At 65.9% G+C, this 17,684-nt stretch carries 17 protein-coding genes; 8 read left to right on the top strand and 9 right to left on the bottom strand.

The features are described from left to right. Positions 1-2: 2 nt before the first annotated feature. Positions 3-488 carry an FAS1-like dehydratase domain-containing protein gene (locus tag J2805_RS04640; RefSeq protein ID WP_309969914.1) on the bottom strand — a complete coding sequence of 162 codons (486 nt, stop codon included), beginning with the start codon at positions 486-488 and terminating at the stop codon, positions 3-5. A gap of 180 nt (positions 489-668) precedes the next feature. Here J2805_RS04640 and J2805_RS04635 point away from each other — a divergent pair, with 180 nt between their 5' ends. Continuing rightward, entirely contained in the window at positions 669-1,046 is a 378-nt protein-coding gene (locus tag J2805_RS04635; RefSeq protein ID WP_309969911.1) for an ArsR/SmtB family transcription factor, read from the top strand. After that, a complete protein-coding gene (locus tag J2805_RS04630) occupies positions 1,043-2,731 on the top strand; it encodes a SulP family inorganic anion transporter (RefSeq protein WP_309969908.1) in 1,689 nt (562 codons plus the stop codon). The genes J2805_RS04635 and J2805_RS04630 overlap by 4 nt, the downstream gene beginning before the upstream one ends. On the opposite strand, the gene J2805_RS04625 is transcribed toward J2805_RS04630, so the two are convergent. Genes J2805_RS04625 through J2805_RS04615 form a run of 3 tightly spaced genes read right to left on the bottom strand, consistent with a single transcriptional unit; the run spans position 2,719 to position 4,840 of the window. Beyond that, the gene (locus tag J2805_RS04625) at positions 2,719-2,943 is read right to left on the bottom strand and encodes a DUF3188 domain-containing protein (protein WP_104171987.1); all 225 of its coding nucleotides are present in this window, start codon (positions 2,941-2,943) and stop codon (positions 2,719-2,721) included. The two genes, J2805_RS04630 and J2805_RS04625, sit on opposite strands and share 13 nt — an antisense overlap. A 37-nt stretch (positions 2,944-2,980) precedes the next feature. Further along, positions 2,981-3,943: a DUF2797 domain-containing protein gene (locus tag J2805_RS04620; protein WP_309969903.1), complete on the bottom strand. Its 963-nt coding sequence runs from the start codon at positions 3,941-3,943 to the stop codon at positions 2,981-2,983. A gap of 30 nt (positions 3,944-3,973) precedes the next feature. Next, complete coding sequence (locus J2805_RS04615) at positions 3,974-4,840, bottom strand: HpcH/HpaI aldolase/citrate lyase family protein (protein ID WP_309969901.1); 867 nt, start codon at positions 4,838-4,840, stop codon at positions 3,974-3,976. Between the two features lie 313 nt (positions 4,841-5,153). Between J2805_RS04615 and J2805_RS04610 the strand changes: the two genes are divergently transcribed. From J2805_RS04610 to J2805_RS04590, 5 genes are read left to right on the top strand one after another with little or no spacing between them, the layout of a single operon-like run. Beyond that, entirely contained in the window at positions 5,154-6,176 is a 1,023-nt protein-coding gene (locus J2805_RS04610) for an ABC transporter substrate-binding protein (protein ID WP_309969894.1), read from the top strand. Then, positions 6,173-7,282 carry an ABC transporter substrate-binding protein gene (locus J2805_RS04605; RefSeq protein WP_309969890.1) on the top strand — a complete coding sequence of 370 codons (1,110 nt, stop codon included), beginning with the start codon at positions 6,173-6,175 and terminating at the stop codon, positions 7,280-7,282. Before J2805_RS04610 ends, J2805_RS04605 begins: the two co-directional genes overlap by 4 nt. Then, positions 7,279-8,157 (top strand): ABC transporter ATP-binding protein, encoded by an 879-nt coding sequence (locus J2805_RS04600; RefSeq protein WP_309969886.1) that lies wholly within the window; start codon positions 7,279-7,281, stop codon positions 8,155-8,157. Before J2805_RS04605 ends, J2805_RS04600 begins: the two co-directional genes overlap by 4 nt. Then, positions 8,157-9,053: an ABC transporter permease gene (locus J2805_RS04595; RefSeq protein ID WP_309969882.1), complete on the top strand. Its 897-nt coding sequence runs from the start codon at positions 8,157-8,159 to the stop codon at positions 9,051-9,053. The genes J2805_RS04600 and J2805_RS04595 overlap by 1 nt, the downstream gene beginning before the upstream one ends. 51 nt (positions 9,054-9,104) lie before the next feature. Continuing rightward, positions 9,105-10,025, top strand: a complete 921-nt coding sequence (locus tag J2805_RS04590; protein WP_309969880.1) for a TauD/TfdA dioxygenase family protein — start codon at positions 9,105-9,107, stop codon at positions 10,023-10,025. A 102-nt stretch (positions 10,026-10,127) separates the two neighbouring features. Here the strand turns inward: J2805_RS04590 and J2805_RS04585 are convergent, their stop codons facing one another. From J2805_RS04585 to J2805_RS04565, 5 genes are all read right to left on the bottom strand, one after another. Further along, entirely contained in the window at positions 10,128-11,105 is a 978-nt protein-coding gene (locus J2805_RS04585) for an aldo/keto reductase (protein WP_309969877.1), read from the bottom strand. Positions 11,106-11,230: 125 nt separating this feature from the next. Continuing rightward, entirely contained in the window at positions 11,231-12,937 is a 1,707-nt protein-coding gene (locus J2805_RS04580) for a glycoside hydrolase family 13 protein (RefSeq protein WP_309969874.1), read from the bottom strand. Between the two features lie 86 nt (positions 12,938-13,023). Next, positions 13,024-13,938 (bottom strand): carbohydrate ABC transporter permease, encoded by a 915-nt coding sequence (locus J2805_RS04575; protein WP_396134215.1) that lies wholly within the window; start codon positions 13,936-13,938, stop codon positions 13,024-13,026. Then, a complete protein-coding gene (locus tag J2805_RS04570) occupies positions 13,938-14,891 on the bottom strand; it encodes a carbohydrate ABC transporter permease (protein WP_309969871.1) in 954 nt (317 codons plus the stop codon). The genes J2805_RS04575 and J2805_RS04570 overlap by 1 nt, the downstream gene beginning before the upstream one ends. A 25-nt stretch (positions 14,892-14,916) precedes the next feature. Continuing rightward, the gene (locus J2805_RS04565) at positions 14,917-16,218 is read right to left on the bottom strand and encodes an ABC transporter substrate-binding protein (protein WP_309969868.1); all 1,302 of its coding nucleotides are present in this window, start codon (positions 16,216-16,218) and stop codon (positions 14,917-14,919) included. Positions 16,219-16,442: 224 nt separating this feature from the next. Between J2805_RS04565 and J2805_RS04560 the strand changes: the two genes are divergently transcribed. Continuing rightward, on the top strand, positions 16,443-17,645 hold the full coding sequence (locus J2805_RS04560) for an ROK family protein (RefSeq protein WP_309969865.1): 1,203 nt from the start codon (positions 16,443-16,445) through the stop codon (positions 17,643-17,645). Positions 17,646-17,684: the final 39 nt, after the last annotated feature.

The raw sequence follows: 17,684 nt of genomic DNA, 5'->3' as shown, positions 1-17,684 counted from the left end.
GGTTACTGTCCCTCTCCGCGGACCAGGATGGACGAAGTGGCGGTGGCGACGGCCTCGCGGGAGGCATCCGGCGAGCCGTCTGCTGTGCCTTCACCGGTGAGAACGAAGATTTCCGAGCGGGTGGTGATCATGGCGCCGCCGCCCATGGCACGGACACCGTCCACGTGCAGCTCGGCCACAAGCCGGTCACCCGCGAAAATGGGGCGGTGGTGGATAAACCGCTGATCCGCGTGGACAACACGGGAGAAGTCAATGCCGGATTCCGGATCCTCGATCAGCTGGGCGTCGGCGCGCTGGGCAATGATGATGGCGAAGGTGGGCGGCGCCACGAGGTCGCTGTGGCCGAGGGCCTTAGCCGCGTCCAGGTCGAAGTGCGCGGGGTGGGTTGCCTTGACGGCCCTGGCGAACTCGCGGATTTTCTCGCGGCCGACGTCGTACACCTCTGCGGCAGGGTAGCTACGGCCCTGCAGATCCGGATTGATAGTCATGGCCTCAAGCCTATCGTTCCCCCGCCGCGGGACGCGGACGAGGTGGGCCTTCTCACGGTCCGTTACGGAGAGGCTCTGGCGTCCTTCGCGGGCCAGCGGTATGATGATTTCATCATTCCATCAATTCACTATGACCCGCACGGGTATCCTCCGGCATGAACCAGCGACAGCAGGTCACAAATGCTTTCCACAGCACAGGCCCCTTTGTACGAAATCAAGGCCAATCTCTTCAAGGCACTGGCGCACCCGGCGCGTATCCGGATCCTCGAACTGCTGGCGGCAGCGCCGGACACCACGGCCCCGGTCAGCTATCTGCTGGCCGAAACGGGGCTTGAGGCCTCACATCTGTCCCAGCACCTGGCAACCCTGCGCCGGCACAGGGTTGTCACGTCGGTGAGGACGGCGAATGCCGTCACGTACCGCCTGGCACACCCCAAGATTGCCGAACTGCTGTCCATTGCACGGACCTTCCTGCTGGACAATCTGGCTGATTCGAATGAGCAGCTCCGGTTGGCTCGGGAATTGCCGGCTGCGCACCTCCCGGGTCCCGCGTTGTGAGCGCCGTTCCGGCGGCCTCCCCCAAGACGCGGCTGAGCTCCGCACTGGCGAAGTACCTTCCATCCCGCAGCGATTACGACGGTCTCAGCTCCTCGTGGAAAACGGACCTGCTGGCCGGCATCACCGTGGGAATCGTGGCGCTCCCGCTGGCCTTGGCGTTCGGGGTAAGTTCCGGCGTGGGAGCCGAGGCCGGCCTGATCACGGCCGTGGTGGCCGGCCTCGTGGCCGCGGTGATGGGCGGGTCCAACGTCCAGGTGTCCGGCCCCACCGGTGCCATGGTGGTGGTGCTCGCCCCGGTGGTGGCAACCCATGGGACCGGCAGCATTGCCCTGGTGTCCCTCATGGCGGGCCTTATGGTCTGTGCCCTGGGCATCAGCGGGCTGGGGCGTGCAGTGGCGTTCATTCCCTGGCCGGTGGTGGAAGGCTTCACCCTGGGCATCGCCACCATTATCTTCCTCCAGCAGGTTCCTTCGGCCATGGGCACAGAGGGCATCCCCGGCCACAATATCCTCCTCGCAGCCGTTGAGAGCGCATCCGCTGCTACGCTTCCCACAGTTGCCCAGACCCTGGCTGTGGTGGCGGGGGTCGCGGCCGTCATGCTGATGGCGCCCAGGCTTCACAAGTCGCTGCCCGGGAGCCTGATGGCGGTACTGCTGGTCACCATTGCAGCGGAGCTGCTGCAGCTGGACATCCCAAGGATCGGGGCCATGCCCCATTCCCTCCCGGCGCCCCGGGTGCCGGCGCTTGATCCTGCCGCGTTGGGCGGCCTGGTGATGCCCGCAGTGGCAATCGCAATGCTGGCCGCCATCGAGTCGCTACTGTCCGCACGGGTGGGCGCGGGACTGGCTGGACCGGACGGCAGGCTCAGCGGCCCCTACACGCCGGACCGCGAGCTCACCGGTCAGGGCCTGGCCTCTATTGCGGCCGGCCTCTTCGGCGGCATGCCGGCAACGGGCGCCATTGCCCGGACCGCCGTCAACGTCCGTTCCGGCGCCAAGACCCGCCTCTCCGCGATCGTGCATGCTCTTGTCCTGTTGGCCATCATCTACCTTGCAGCCGGGCTGGTAAGCCGGATCCCGCTGGCCGTGCTGGGCGGAATCCTCATGGTGACCGCAACACGAATGGTTTCACAGCGCACGGTCACCGCCATTCTTCGCTCCACCAGGGCCGATGCGGCAGTCTTCCTCCTGACAGCACTCATCACTGTGGCGTTCGACCTGATCGTCGCCATCGAGATCGGCCTGGCCGCTGCCGCCCTGCTGACACTGCGAAAATTCGCGTCCCTGAGTGGCGTCCGCCGCGAGGATATTGCCGGGGCTCCGGTGGAAGGGGACGAGCACATTGCCGTTTTCACCCTTGGCGGCGCTATGTTCTTTGGCGCCGCTGAACGGATCCTGCAGGAAATCAGCCAGGTGAAGGACATCCAGGTGGCCATCATCAGGCTGTCCCAGGTGCGGATGCTGGACGCTACCGGGGCGCACGCCCTGGTGGAGGTCATCTCAGCCCTGGAACTTCGGGGCATCACCGTGCTGGTCAAAGGGGTCCAGCCGGAACATATGGCCCTCGTAACCAACGTCGGCGTGATCCGGTCCCTTCGCCACCACAAGCACCTGTTCACGGACTTGCCGGCGGCCGTGGAGCATGCGCGCAGCCACGTCCGCAGAAACGCCGGCTACCTTTTGTAGGTCTTGCGGATCTGCTGGCCGCGCACCACGATCCCCACCACGTGCAGGACCAGGCCCAGCCCGATCACCGGCAGCGAGGCCACGGCAAGGCCCTGGTTGTTGGACGTGTTGCCCACCAGGTTGAGGATGATGCCTGCGGCGATCAGGCCCATGGCGCTAAAAACGAGCACCTTGTAGGCGGTGGATGCGGTGGCCCAGAATTCGTTCAGCACCGTGCCATTCTACGTGCCGAAGTTTCAGAACGAAGTTCTAGAACAAATACTCCTGCACCGCCGGAACCTCTGATCCGTAGTGGTCTCCGAGCTCTACGCTGCGTGCCTTGAGCTGGCTGAGGTTCACCACGAACTCCAGCTCCGCCCCGTCCAGGGCGGCAACCGCGATGCTGCCGCTCACCGCTGCAATCCGGAATCCGTGCGTGCCCGTGCCCAGGTCATGCGGGTAGGAGTGCCTGACGGCCGGTGTGCACGCCCCATCGGCGAGAGCGGGCCGGGCCCAGCTTTCGTCCACCACCTCGAAGCCTTCGATGCCGGCCCGTGCCAGCAGTGACCGGGCATCCGCTGCCAGCTGCCCGTTCAGGGCGTCCAGTTCGACGGCGGGTGCCGGCGCCACCAAAGCTGCGGCCTTGGCCGCCGACCGGACCTGCTGTGGGAGCCCGGCGTCGCGGGTCAGCATGTCTTCCAGGATCCGGACCACCCTGCCGTCGTCCGCGCGTGCCACGTACCGGGCCACCACGGCTCCCTGCTCGGCCAGCCGGTTCCATTTCCGCAGGTTCGAGGCGGTGCCCACTTTGCTGGCCCCGTTGGCGAAGGTGGCCACGTACAACCAGTGCTGCTGCATCAGGTACGCGCGCAGGCCCGGCGGGACGCCGCCGCCGCGGTGAAAGTCGTGGATGAGCCGGGAATCGTCCACCACGAAGCAGCGCTCGCACTGGCTGCCCCTGGCTGCCGGCGCCTTGGCCGGGCAGAGGACGTGGTCCCGGTCGGCCGGGCCGTGCACCCGGTGATGCCCCAGGCAGAACTTGCCTGCAGCGGCGACTCTGAAACCCAGCCTGCTGGCGGCTGCGAGCGTCAGCTCCCGGAAGCCGCCGGCGGGGTCCTGCAACCGCATGACGGGAGTACCGCCGTCGTTCCTCCCGGACGGACGGTCCCCCGCGGAACCGGGCGGGGCGCCATCCCAAAAGACCCCGTGGACCAGATAACGGGTATCGGTCACGGGGTCTCCTTGGATCTTGCTGAGGGGACGCTAGAGCGCCGGCTGCACGCCGAATGCTACCGCGAGCTTCATGATCTTTTCTGCGCGGCCGAGGCGGGGCAGGTCGGAGCCGTCACGGATCACACGGCCGTTGGCTTCGAAGTCGGCCATGAAGTCCGTGGCCCAGGCGACGTCGGACGGTGTGGGGCTGATGACCTCGTTGATGACGTTGGTCTGGTCGATGGCCAGGCAGAGCTTGCCGGTCATGCCCATCATCACGGTGATCCCGGTCTGCTCGCGCAGGATCGGGTGGTTGGTGCCCACGGTGGGGCCGTCGATGGGGCCCGGGAGGTTGCCCACGCGGCTGGCGACAACCAGCTTGGCCCGCGGGTAGGCCATGGCCTCGGCGGTGGCCGCCATGCCGGTGTCGCGGCGGAAGTCGCCGGAGCCGAAGGCCAGGCGGAACGCGCCCTGGGCCTTGGCGATGTTGTTGGCTTCCTCGATGCCGATGGCGGATTCGACCAGCGGAATCACGGGGGTCTTGCCGTCCATGCGGTGGAAGGACTCGGTGACCTGGTCCGCGGATTCGGTCTTGGCCAGCATGACGCCAAGCAGTCCGGGGGTGCCGCGCAGCCCGGCGAGGTCTGCGGCCCAGAACGGGCTGGTGGCGTCGTTGATCCGGACCCAGGCCTGGCCGCCGGCGGTGAGCCAGTTGACCACGTGCTCGCGGGCGGTGTCCTTCTGCGACGGGTCCACGGCATCTTCGATGTCCAGGATGATCGAGTCCGCGCGCGACACGGCCGAGACGTCAAAAAGCTCGGGCTTCATAGCGTTCACCAAAAGCCACGAACGGGCAATTTCGGCGGGGATATTACGTTCGGGCCGTACAGTCTCGACGGCGGCGGAGGTAGAGGTCATGCATCTACCGTATCCGCCCGGTACGCACAAACGCTAAGTAACAGCCGCCCGCCCTCGGAACAATGCCGCGAACAATACGACCAAAATCCGGCGTTGACCGCGCGTCAAACTCCTTCACGGGCCGTTACCGGGCGAAACGGAGCGTCTTGTGACCCGCCATTTCCTCCTGTTTCCGCTCGTTTCCGCGGGTTTCCCGGCGTGACAATGGCGCTTTTCCTGACCGGAAAGGTGCGCTTACATCGTTCCAGCGGCAGGCAAACAACCCGCCGATTCTCCCCATCACTTACCCCAATGCTTTACAAAGGAACCCCGAATGAAACGACACCTGACCATCATGAGTGCCGCGGCCGCCGTCGTCATCGCGATGACGGTGTCGGGCTGCGGCGGTGCGGCAGAAGCCGGCGGAGGTGCTGCCTCCGGTGCCACGGAGGTGAAGGAGCTCCGCTACCAGGGCTGGGCCAACACCGTGACACTCCCCGAGCTGGCAGAGGACCTCGGCTACTTCGGTGACGTCAAGCTCAACTGGGTGGGCAACACCATCAGCGGCCCGCAGGACATCCAGTCGGCAGCCACCGGCCAGACGGACTTCGGCGGTGCGTTCGCCGGAGCGGTAGTGAAGCTCGTGGAAGCCGGAGCCCCGGTGAAAGCCGTCATCAACTACTACGGCGAGGACGAGAAGACGTTCAACGGCTTCTACGTCAAGGAAGACAGCCCCATCCGCACCGCCAGGGACTTCATCGGCAAGAAAATCGCTGTGAACACCCTGGGCGCACACTCGGACGCCGTCATCAACACGTACCTGCAGAAGAACGGCCTCAGCGCCGAGGAAATCAAGCAGGTTCAGCTGGTGGTGGTCCCGCCCAACGACACCGAGGAAGCCATCCGCCGCGGCCAGGTGGACGCCGGTTCACTGGGCGGCGTCCTCCAGGACAAGGCAATCGCCAACGGCGGACTGCGCTCGGTGTTCAGCGACGCCGAACTGTTCGGCACCTTCGCCGGCGGCCCCTACGTGCTGCGCACCGACTTCATCGCCAAGAACCCCAACACCACCCGGACGTTCACCACCGGGGTGGCCAAGGCCATCGAGTGGGAACGGACCACACCGCGGGAGGAAGTGATCGCCCGGTTCACCAAGATCCTGCAGGAACGCGGACGCAACGAGAACCCGGCGGCCCTGCAGTACTGGAAGAGCGTGGGCGTTCCGGCCAAGGGCGAGATCAAGGACGAGGATTTCACCCGCTGGGGCAAGTGGCTCAAGGACACCGGGATCGTCCAGGGCGAGCTTGATCCGAAGAAGCTCTACACCAACGAGTTCAACCAGCTGGTGACCGGATGAGCGCCGCCACGGGAAGGGTCATCCTCCCCCGCCGCACCGTCCTGGCATCCGCCTTCGGAGCAGCAGCCGCGATCGTCCTCACGGCCACGGGCTGCGGTGGAAGTGCCACCGGGGCGAGTACAGCCGACAAGCCTGCCGGTGAAGAAGTGAAGACGGTGCGGTACCAGGGCTCGCCCAACAACGTGTCCCTGCCCGAACTCGCCCAGGACCTGGGCTTCCTCGAGGACATCACGCTCGAATGGGTCAGCAACACCACCAGCGGCCCGCAGAGCATCCAGTCCGTCGCCACCAGCCAGACGGACATCGGCGGTGCCTTCACCGGCGCGGTGATCAAGCTGATCGAGGCCGGCGCCCCCGTCCAGGCCGTCATCAACTACTACGGCGAGGACGACAAAACCTTCACAGGCTACTACGTGCTGGAAGGCAGCCCCGTCCGCACCGCCCGGGACCTGATCGGCAAGAAGGTGGCCGTCAACACGCTGGGAGCCCACCACGAAGCAGTCATCTCCACCTTCCTCAAGAACAGCGGCCTGTCGCCGGAGGAGATCAAGCAGGTGCAACTGGTGGTGGTGCCGCCCAACGAAACCGAACAGGCGCTGCGCAAGAAGCAGGTGGACGCCGGCACCCTCGGCGGGGTGCTGCAGGACCGGGCGCTCGCGGAAGGCGGCGTCCGCGCCCTGTTCACCGACGTCGGTGTGATCGGCGGACCCTTCGACGCCGGCCAGTACGTCCTCCGCAAGGACTTCCTGGCCGCCAACCCGGAGACCAGCCGGAAGCTCGTGACCGGCATCGCCAAGGCCATCGAATGGGAACGCAGCACACCCCGCGAGGAAGTCATCGCGAGGTTCGAAGAGATCATCGCCAAGCGCGGCCGCAACGAATCCAGCGAAGCCCTGAAGTACTGGAAGAGCGTGGGGGTTGCTTCGCCGGGTGGCCGCATCCAGGACAAGGACTTCACCCTGTGGAGCGACTACCTCACTTCGGCCGGGATCATCGACGGCGCCCTGGACCTGCCCAAGCTCTACACGAACGAGTTCAACAGCCTGGCAACCGGCACCGGTGCGGCTTCCGGCGCCTCCACCAGTAACACGAAAGGACAACCATGACGCCGAAAATCAGCCTCCGGAACGTCACCAAGGAATTCGCGGTGCGCCAGGGCAAAGCCACCCGGAACCAGGCCGGGCCGTCCGTGCTGACGGCCCTGGACGACCTCAGCCTGGACGTCGCTGCCGGAGAGTTCCTCACACTCGTCGGGCCCAGCGGCTCCGGCAAGACCACGCTGCTGGACCTGCTGGCCGGCCTCTCCCGGCCCAGCTCGGGAAGCGTCCTGGTGGACGGCAAGGAAGTGACCGGTCCGGGCCAGGACCGTGCCGTCGTCTTCCAGCAGTACGCGCTCTTCCCCTGGCGGACGGCGTCGGCCAACGTCTCCATCGGGCTGGAAAACTCCGGCCTGTCGCGGAAGGAACGGGCCGCCAAGGCCAGCGAATTCCTGGATTTGGTGGGGCTGGCGGGCTTCGAGGACCGCTATCCGCACGAACTGTCCGGCGGTATGAAGCAGCGCGTGGCCATCGCCAGAAGCCTCGCCTATGAGCCGGACATCCTCCTGATGGACGAACCGTTTGCCGCCCTGGACGCCCAGACCCGCGAGCAGCTCCAGGACGAGCTGCTGCGGATCTGGAAGGCCACGGGCAAAACCATCGTCTTCATTACCCACGGAATCGACGAGGCCGTGTATCTGGGCCAGCGCGTGGCCGTGCTCAGCGCCCGCCCCGGCCGGCTCAAGGAAATCGTGGACATCAACATCCCGGACCGCGACGGGGACGACGATGTGCGGTCCCACCCGGCGTTCGTGGAACACCGGCACCAGGTCTGGTCCCTCCTGCACGACGAGGTCCGGCTCGCCCAGGGCTCCGGACACCGCAAGATCCTGCCCGACGGTACGGCCCCCGACGAACAACCCAAGGAAAGGAGCGCTGCCTGATGAGCGCTGTGTTGACCAGACCGCCAGAGGCGGCTGCCGCCGTCGAACCTTCCGCCCAGACCGGCACCGGTCCGGACAGCGGACAGCGCCCGACGCCGGCAGGCAGGTTCGCTGCCATGGCCGGCCTCGCCGGACGGGCCGGCTGGAAATCCCTCGCCGTGCTGCTGTTCCTCGCGCTGTGGGAACTGGGCCCGACCTACCTGGCCAGCCCCTCCACCAGGGTGTTCCTGCCGCCGCTGCACGAGGTCATCGCGGCCGGCGTGAAGCTGGTGGAGACCGGGCAGCTGCAGAACCACCTGCAGGCAAGCCTCACGCGCTCCGTCTCCGGTTTCAGCATCGCCGTGGTGTCCGCCGTGGTGCTCGGGCTGCTGATCGCCTGGTACGGCTGGCTGAGCTCGTTCCTGAACCCGCTGCTGGAGCTGTTCCGCAATACGGCCACGTTGGCGCTGCTGCCGGTGTTCACGCTGCTGCTGGGCATCGGCGAGGAATCGAAGATCACCATCGTGGCCTACGCGGCGTTCTTCCCGGTGCTCCTGAACACCATCGCCGGCGTCCGGACCGTGGATCCGCTGCTGATCCGGGCCGCAAGGTCGCTGGGGCTGAACAGTTTCCGGCTCTTCCAGAAGGTCATCCTGCCCTCGGCGGTGCCCACCATCTTCACGGGCATCCGGATGGCCGGCACATCCTCCATCCTGGTGCTGATCGCCGCCGAAATGGTGGGCGCCAAGGCCGGGCTCGGTTACCTGATCGTCAATTCGCAGATGAGCTTCCTCATCCCGGACATGTACGCCGGCATCCTCACCGTCTCCGTCCTGGGGCTGGCCGTCAACGTCCTGCTCGTCGCCCTGGAGCGGCACTTCTCCCGCTGGCGCACCGCCGTCGGGGCCGGCAACTGACCGCTTCACCAGCACAACCTATCCGCACCATCAACCAGTAAGGAAAAAGCAATGACCACCATCACCGAAACCAAGCTCGAATTCGCCAAACTGGGATCCCGCATCGGGGCTGAAATCCGCGGCCTGGACCTCAGCGGGGACCTCTCCGTGGACACCGTGGCCCGGATCCGTGAGGCCCTGAACGAGCACAAGGCCCTGGTGTTCCGCGAAGCGAACATCCGCACGGACGAGGAGCAGGTGAAGTTCGCCAGCCACTTCGGCCCGCTCACGAAGGCGCACCCCACCGTGGCCTCCGTCGAGGGCGAGGAGAACGTCCTTCCGGTGGACAGCGAGAACGGCTCCGCCAACAACTGGCACACGGACGTCACGTTCGTGGTGAACCCGCCGCAGGCATCCACGCTGCGCAGCATCGACCTGCCGGCCTACGGCGGGGAAACCCTGATCGCGTCTTCGGCCGGGGCCTACGCCGACCTGCCCGATGAACTGCGGAACTTCGCGGACACCCTCTGGGCCATCCACACCAACGACTACGACTATTCGGTGCCCAAGAACCTGGAACACCAGAACGCGGAGGAGCGTCGCAAGGAGTTCACCCGGCTGAAGTTCGAAACGGCCCACCCGGTGGTCCGGGTGCACCCGCTGACCGGCGAGCGCGGATTGTTCATTGGGGGCTTCGCGCAGCGGCTGCGGATCGTGGGACTGTCCAACACCGAATCGAAGGACATCATCCGGCTGCTGCAGGCCTACGTTACCCGCCCGGAGAACGTGGTGCGGGTGAACTGGGAGCCGAACCAGCTGGTCCTGTTCGACAACCGCATCACCCAGCACTACGCCCCGGACAACTACGACGGCCAGCCCCGCAAGCTCAACCGGGTGACCATTGCCGGCGACATTCCGGTGGGCGTGGACGGCAAACAGAGCCAGGCCCTGAAGGGCGACTCCACCACGTACTCGGTGGTGGCGCCGCTGTAGGTACGCCAGCCCAACTAGGTCGCAGTTAATGTCGTTTTGAGCGCTCATAACGACATCTACTGCGACCTAGTTGAGTTAAGCGGACGCTTGGCGGGCCGGGCGTTAGGGGATGTTGCTCCCGCGGGCTGTGACCCACAGCCGGTACCACTCGGCGCGGGTCATGGCAGCGGCAACATGGGCCGCTCCGGCGCAGGCACGGATCCGGTCCGGGTTGGCCGTGCCGATTACCGGAGCGATCCCGGCGGGGTGCCGCATGAGCCACCCGAGGAGGATGGCTTCCCGGGTGGTTCCCTTCGCCTTCGCCATCTCAGCGACAAGCGCCGCTGTAGCGGCCTCTGCCGGCGTCGGGCTTTCCGGTGGGGCGCCGGTGTAGTGGCCCCGTGCCAGCGCCCCGTAGGCCTGCAGGGTGATCCCCTGCCGGCCGCAAAACTCAAGGGTGCCGTGCGGGAAGCTGTGGTCCAGCGCCTCGGCATGGTTGACCAGCACCGTGCTTTCCAGCCAGGCCCGTTTCAGCAGGCTCATTTCCAGCTGGTTGGCGACCACGGGCGTTTCCAGGTGGTCCTGCAGCACCTCGATCTGCTGGGCGGACATGTTGGACACACCGACCTGCCGCACTTTGCCTTCCTGCATCAGCTGCCCGACTGCGGACGCCACCTCGGCGGGGTCCGCCAGCGGGTCGGGGCGGTGCAGCATGAGGACATCCACGTACTCGGTCTTCAGCCGCTTCAGGCTGCCGTTGACCCGTTCGAGGATGCCGTCACGGCTCAGGTCGTAGTGCGTCTCGAGCCCCTGCTCGTTGAGCCGGATGCCGCACTTGGTCTGCAGCCGGATTCGTTCCCGCAGACCCGGCGTAATCGCGAGGACCTCACCGAAGACGGCCTCCGACTTGCCGCCCCGGTAGATGTCAGCATGGTCGAACAGCGTGATGCCGGAATCCAGCGCGGCGTTGATGGCGGCGTCCGCCTGGCCCACATGTTCGGACGCATACGGCTCGGCGGACCAGCTGCCACCCAGCCCCATGCAGCCATAGATCAGTTCCTGGGTACGGTTCAGGTCCTGGTTTAGAGATGGTGTAGTCATGTCGTCACTCTTTCATTGGATCCGGCTTAGGCACAGCAGCAAAAAGCCCGGCGGCGGTGCCCTGCCCGGGCACCGCCACCGGGACGGATTGTTGTGGAGCTAGCGGATGCTGTCCGGCACCGGCCTTACCGCAGCCAGACCGTGGTGTTGGCGGGCAGCTTGCCGGCTTCCAGCGGGCCGCTGCCGAGCAGGACCTCGCCGGCCGGAAGCTCCACCGGCTCCGAGCCGAAGTTGGTCACGGACTGCCAGCCGCCGTGGCGGCTGAAGTGCAGCACCTGGGAGTTGCCCGTTTCCACCCATTCCAGCTCTTCCGCAGTCTGCAGTTCGCGGCGCAGCTTCAGTGCCTTGCGGTAGAGCTCCAGGGTGGAACCCTCGACGCCGTCCTGGGCGTCCACGGCGTAGCGGCTGAACCATTCCGGCTGCGGCAGATGGGCGTCGCCCGTGCCGAAACCGAATGACGTTCCCTCAGCAGACCACGGCAGCGGCACGCGGCAGCCGTCGCGGCCGATCTCCACGCCCTTGTTGCGGAAGAACGACGGGTCCTGGCGCTCGGCGTCGGGAATCTCGCCCACTTCCTGCAGGCCGAGTTCCTCGCCCTGGTACAGGTAGGCCGAGCCCGGGAGGGCCAGCATCAGCAGGCTGGCCGCACGGGCGCGGCGCAGGCCAAGTTCAACGTCCAGTTCCTCGGCCGGGGCGCCGGCCAGCAGCCAGCCCTTGCCGTCCTGGCCCTTGGCGTGGACCCCGCCGCCCTTCGGCAGGCCGTAGCGGGTGGCGTGCCGGACGACGTCGTGGTTGGAGAAAACCCAGGTGGAGGACGCCCCGGTTGCCGTCGCCTCGGCCAGGTTCCGGGTGATAATTTCCCGGAACTCCTCGGCATCAAAATCGGCCTGCAGCAGGTCGAAGTTGAAGGCCTGGCCCAGGCCCTGCGGGCTGGCGTAGCGGGCGCGGCGGGTGGCGTGCACCCAGGCTTCGGCGACGGCGGTGCGCGGCGGGTTGTATTCGTTGAACACCTCGCGCCATTCGGCGTAGATCTCGTGGACCTCGTCGCGGTCCCAGAACGGGTGCGAGCCGTCAGGGAATCCGTCAGTACCGGTGTTGGCCTCGGTCAGCTCGACCTTGGAGAGCAGCGGCTCGGTGAGGTCCTTGGTCAGGGCGTGCGCCACGTCCACACGGAAGCCGTCCACGCCGCGGTCGGACCAGAAGCGCAACGTCTTCAGGAAGTCGTCCCGGATCTCGCGGTTGGACCAGTTCAGGTCCGGCTGTTCCTTCGCGAAGATGTGCATGTACCACTGTCCGGGCGTGCCGTCAGGTTCGGTGATGCGCTCCCAGGCGGGACCGCCGAAGACGGAGTCCCAGTCCGACGGCGGCAGCTCACCGTTCTTGCCCAGGCCGTCCCGGAAGATGTAGCGCTCGCGGGCAGCGGACCCCCGCGGGGAGGCCAAGGCTTCCTTGAACCATTCGTGCCGGTCGGAGGAGTGGTTGGGGACGATGTCCGCAATGAGCTTGATGCCGGCTGCGTGCAGTGCGGCGGACATCTCGGCGAAGTCCTCCAGGGTGCCCAGCTTGGGGTCCACGTTGCGGTAATCGTCAACGTCGTACCCGCCGTCCGCGAGCGCGGACGGGTAGAACGGGCTCAGCCAGACGGCGTCGATGCCCAGTTCCTTCAGGTACGGCACCTTGGCCGTGATGCCCTTGATGTCGCCCAGGCCGTCACCGTTCGAATCCGAGAAGCTGCGCGGATAGATCTGGTACACGGACGCCTGGCGCCACCAGTTGGGATCGGCTGCGAGGTTTGAATCGGACAGGGTTGCCAGAGTGGCGGTGGTGGACAAAGGAGATTCCTTTTCTTGGGTTGGTTGTTTTTTGGTAATGGAAAACTCGAGGGGCGCCCGGATAGACGGGGCCCTATTTCACCGGGCTACTTCACTGCACCGCGCATGACTCCGGACAGTACCCAACGCTGGGCCAGGATGTAAACCACCAGGGTGGGCGCCATGGCCATCAGGTAGGACGCGAAGGCCAGGCTGTAGTTGGTGTTGAATTCGCCCTGGAAGAGCATCTGCACCACGGGGAGGGTCTGCAGTGCGGGATCCGCGATCATCATCTGTGGCAGCAGGAAATCATTCCAGGAGCCAAGGAAGGCGAAGATCCCCACCGTCGCATTCATGGGAGCCAGCAGCGGAAAAATGATCTTGCGGAACACCTGCCACGTGGTGGCGCCGTCCATGCGGGCCGACTCCTCCAGCTCCACGGGAATGGAGCGCACGAAGGCAATGTACAACAGCGTGTTGAACGAGATTCCGCCGAGTACGTGCAGGAACACGACACCTGCCGGGTTGTCCAGGCCAAGGAGAGCTGTCTGCTTGATGAGCGGAAGGATGATCACCGGGAACGGGATGAACATTGCCGAGAGCAGGTAGACGAACGAGCCCCGGAAAAACCTGTGGTTCCAATTGCGCGCGATGGCGTAGGCCACCAGCGAACTGCAGGCCAGGGAGCCGAGGACGCTCAGCACGGTCACAAACGCGGTGGACATGAAGGCCCGCGGGAAGTTGGTGGCCACGTAGGCGGCGGCGAAGTTCTCCCAGTTCATCGGGTTGGGCCAGGCGAGGCCTGTGCCGGTTCCGATCTGGTCCGGGGACTTGAGTGCCATGGCCACGGTGAAGTAGAGCGGCAGCAGGACGGTCAGCGAGGCCACCAGCATCAGGGCGGTAAGCCACCAGTTGACCCTGAAGCCCTCGCGGCTGGACTTTCGGTTCCTCGGGGTGCCGGACGTGGCGCCGGTACGCACCGCGGTTCCGGTGATGGGCTGGGGATGTGTGGAAACGGTCATTAGAGTGAAACCCCCCGGCGCTGGATGAGGCGCAGCTGGATGACGGAGATCAGCAGGGTGATCAGGAAGTAGATGACCGCGTTCGCCATCTGGTAGGAGTAGTCGCCTCCCGTGAACCCGGAGAAGATGCGCATGGCCACGGACTGCGTTGCCATGCCCGGACCGCCGCCGGTGAGGCCCACGATGATCTCGTAGGTTCCCAGGAAGCCCTTGAAACCGAGGATCACGTTGATCACGAGGTAGCCGAGGATCAGCGGCAGCGTCAGGCTGAGGAACTGCCGGAAACTGCCGGCACCGTCCAGGTCCGCGGCTTCGTAGACCTCGGAGGGCACACTCTGCAACCCGGCCAGGTAGATGATGGTGGCGCCGGGAGCCGCCTGCCAGACCGTGACCACCACGATGGCGATCCAGGCCAGGTTTTCATTGGCCAGGATGCTGGTGGCGAGCGGCGTCATTCCGTACCGCTCCGCCAGCACCGGAAGCGTGTTGGAGAAAAGGTAGTTGAACACGAAGGAGACGATGAGCGCGGACAGCACCATGGGGATGAAGAAGACGGTGCGGATGCCGGTGCGCCATTTGATTTTCGCGTTGAGGCCCAAGGCAATGGCAAGCGCCACGACGTTGACCACCACCGTGGTGGTCAGGGCGAACACGAAGGTGAAGATATAGGACTGGAGTACCGCCGGGTCCTTGAAGATGTTGACGTAGTTCATCAGGCCGATGAACTTCCAGTCCCCGTATCCGGCGTAGTTCGTAAGGCTGAAGAAGACGCCCACGAGTGCCGGCAGGGTGATGAAGAAGGCGAACAGTGCCAGGACAGGCACCACCATCCAGTAGTACGTGGGCTCGATCATGCTTTTGGACCGGAACGTTCCGGTGCCTGCGGAAGCTGATGCGGGGGCCTTGCCTTCTGCGGGACGGGCTGTCTGGGCCACCCGGGAAGTTGTAGTCATGTGAACTCCTGGAGTCGGGGTGGGATCAGACTGCGGTGCGCTCGGCAACGCGGCGCCATTCGTCGTCGAGGGCTGACAGGAACTGCTCGCCGTTCTTGCCGTACACGAAGGACTGGATGTAGTTGTTCAGGGGCACTGACGGCGGGAAGTACGTCGCCGCGCCCTGGTAGTAGCGCGCCTCCCTGACCGACTCGCCGAGGCCGCTGATCTGCGGGTTGCTGACGGCGGGAGCATCCTTGAGGGGTGAGAAGGCAGCGTTCTTTTCGTTGAACGTGTTCACCACGGACGGCTCCAGCAGGTAGTTGACGAACCGCTGCGCCGCGGCCATGTTCGGCGTGTTGCGCGTGATGGAGAGCGCCATGTCCACGTTCACGCGGGCTTTGGTTTCCCCGGGGTTGTCCGTAACCGGCAGCGGGAAGCTTCCGAGCCTGATGTTCTTGTTCGCTGAAACGAGCTGGGACAGTGCCCACGGGCCCTGCAGGTACATCGCCGCCTGGCCCTTGGCGAACGCCGCGTTGCCGTCCGCGTAGTTCTTGCTGGCGGCTCCGTTCTGGGTGAAGGAGGCGAGCTGCAGCATCTTGGGCAGCGCCGGGCCGAAGTTGTTGGAGAAGGACTCGGCCGCGTCCCTGCTGATACCGGCGCCCTTGGCGTTGATCCGGGTGAAGAAGTCCGCAATGTCCAGCGAGCCGCCGGACACATAGTCGAACATGCCCTGGGCGAGGGTCCACGTGTCCTTGAACGTGCCGTAGATCGGCGTGATCCCGGCGGCTTTGAACGTCTCGCACACCGCGACGAACCCGCTCCACGTGGTGGGGACGGAGACGCCGTGGGCCTCGAAGATGTCGCGGTTGTAGATGACCCCGGCCGCGGCCAGGGAAAACGGCAACGCGCTGACCTCGGTGCCGTTGTACTGGCCCCAGGAACTGATCAGCTCCTGCATCTTCGGGTCGATGCTGGCGGCCACTGGCAGGTCCGAGAGGTCGGCGAAGATCCCTTTCCGGACGAAATCGGCGGTGGCCTGCGCGAAGCCACGGGTCACGACATCCGGCGGATCGTTGCGGACCAGCCCGGGCACGAAGTTGCCCTCATTGAAGTCCTGGACCACGTGGATGTCCGGGTTCAGCGCCTCGAAGTCCTTGATCACCTGGTTGAAGTAGGCCACCACCTCGGGCTTGTTCTGCATGAAGCGCAGGGTGGTGACGCCGTTCTGCGGGCCGGAGGATGACGCGCAGCCCGTGAGGGGAAACATGGCCGCGGCGCCGGCCAGGCCGGCGGCCCGGAGCAGGGAACGCCTGCTGAGCACGGATGCGGGCACAGCGGCGTTCACAGGGCAGTGGCTGACGTGCGGGAGAGGCCGGGGCGGTGCCGGGGTCCGGGCGGGCAGTGCTTCAGGATGCGGTTCACAGTTGCTCCTTTGCAAAAGGCTGAGTGAAGGGCTGGAAGTAAAGCCAGTGGTCGGCGGCCGTCCGGTCCACATGGTCTGAGTTTATATGGAATCTAAATTTAGTTCCTCAAGTATTATGTGGTGCAAAGCACAGAGAGGTCAACACCATGTCTGAAATGACTGCTGCAACGCCCCAACTGTTGCGGCGCGTGAGCGCCGGGTCAGTGCTGGATTTCATGCGCGCCTCGCAGGCGGTGACGGTCACGGAAGTCATGGAAGCCACCGGACTCACCCGGGCCACCGCAATTTCCGTGTGCGAGGACCTCATGCAGCGCGGCTGGATCAGGGAACTGGAAAACCAGCGGGCCTTTGGCGGCTACCAGAAAGGCAGGCCGGCGCGCCGGTTCGAGCTCAACGAACGCGCGGGCTACGTCCTGGGCATGGATGTCGGCATCTCCAAGGCCACGGTGGTGGTGGCCGATCTCCGCGGCAAAGCCCTCGGCCGGTCCAGCCAGCCGTTCGCCGGTGCCGAAATTTCGGCCGAAGAACGGATCGCCGTCATTGACCGGACCGCCATGATGGCCCTGCACGGCGTGGGGGCCTCCGCCGACTCCGTGCTCGCGGTCTGCGCCGGCATCGCCGCCCCGGTGGACCGCAACGGCGACGTGCTGGTGACCCAGCACTTCTGGGGACTGTTCGACGTCGGCCTGAAGGCGGCGCTGCGGGACCTGCGCGGATGGACTGTGCTGCTGGAAAACGACGCCAACCTCGCCGCCCTGGGCGACCGCTGGCGCGGCGCGGCCGCCGGCGTGGACGACGTCGTGGTCATCCTCGCCAGTGAACGCCTGGGTTCCGGAGTGATCGACGGCGGCCGGCTGCTGCACGGCCGCGGCGGCGGTGCGGGTGAGCTTGCATTCCTGGATATGGTGGAAGGGGTGGGCGACACCTTCGGCATCGCGTCCCTGGCCAGGGGGTGGGCCGCAGACGCCCTTGCCGGCGAGGCCAAAACCTCACTCCGTGAGCACACCCGCGAAGGCGTCGAGGCGGAGCACGTTTTCGCCGCCGCCGCCGCCGGCGATGCGGTTGCCCTGAAAATCCTCGACCGGCTGGCTGACAGGATGGCCAGGGTCATCGGGGCCGTGGCCACCATGATCAACCCAGAGCTGGTGGTCATCGGCGGAGCCGTGGCGAACTCGGCAGGGGTGCTGCTGGAGCCGATCGCCGAACGGCTGCACGAGTTCACCGCCACTCCCCCGACCGTGGCGGTTTCCCCCTTGGGCGACTCAATCGTGACCGTTGGTGCGGTGCGGTGCGCCCTGGACTATGTGGAGAAGAACACCCTGGACCTGGAGCTCGCGGAGCCGGCCTAGTCAGCTTGAACGGGCTGAGCGCGAACGGGATCAGCGCGA

This window comes from Arthrobacter oryzae (assembly GCF_031454875.1).
Lineage (GTDB): Bacteria > Actinomycetota > Actinomycetes > Actinomycetales > Micrococcaceae > Arthrobacter > Arthrobacter oryzae_D.
This window is presented reverse-complemented; position numbering and strand designations above follow the sequence as displayed.

Coding starts and splice junctions, on each gene's coding strand:
- J2805_RS04640 (WP_309969914.1), bottom strand. CDS start 488: ATGACTATCAATCCGGATCTGCAGGGCCGTAGCTACCCTGCCGCAGAG.
- J2805_RS04635 (WP_309969911.1), top strand. CDS start 669: ATGCTTTCCACAGCACAGGCCCCTTTGTACGAAATCAAGGCCAATCTC.
- J2805_RS04615 (WP_309969901.1), bottom strand. CDS start 4,840: ATGACCTCTACCTCCGCCGCCGTCGAGACTGTACGGCCCGAACGTAAT.
- J2805_RS04610 (WP_309969894.1), top strand. CDS start 5,154: ATGAAACGACACCTGACCATCATGAGTGCCGCGGCCGCCGTCGTCATC.
- J2805_RS04605 (WP_309969890.1), top strand. CDS start 6,173: ATGAGCGCCGCCACGGGAAGGGTCATCCTCCCCCGCCGCACCGTCCTG.
- J2805_RS04600 (WP_309969886.1), top strand. CDS start 7,279: ATGACGCCGAAAATCAGCCTCCGGAACGTCACCAAGGAATTCGCGGTG.
- J2805_RS04595 (WP_309969882.1), top strand. CDS start 8,157: ATGAGCGCTGTGTTGACCAGACCGCCAGAGGCGGCTGCCGCCGTCGAA.
- J2805_RS04590 (WP_309969880.1), top strand. CDS start 9,105: ATGACCACCATCACCGAAACCAAGCTCGAATTCGCCAAACTGGGATCC.
- J2805_RS04585 (WP_309969877.1), bottom strand. CDS start 11,105: ATGACTACACCATCTCTAAACCAGGACCTGAACCGTACCCAGGAACTG.
- J2805_RS04575 (WP_396134215.1), bottom strand. CDS start 13,938: ATGACCGTTTCCACACATCCCCAGCCCATCACCGGAACCGCGGTGCGT.
- J2805_RS04570 (WP_309969871.1), bottom strand. CDS start 14,891: ATGACTACAACTTCCCGGGTGGCCCAGACAGCCCGTCCCGCAGAAGGC.
- J2805_RS04560 (WP_309969865.1), top strand. CDS start 16,443: ATGTCTGAAATGACTGCTGCAACGCCCCAACTGTTGCGGCGCGTGAGC.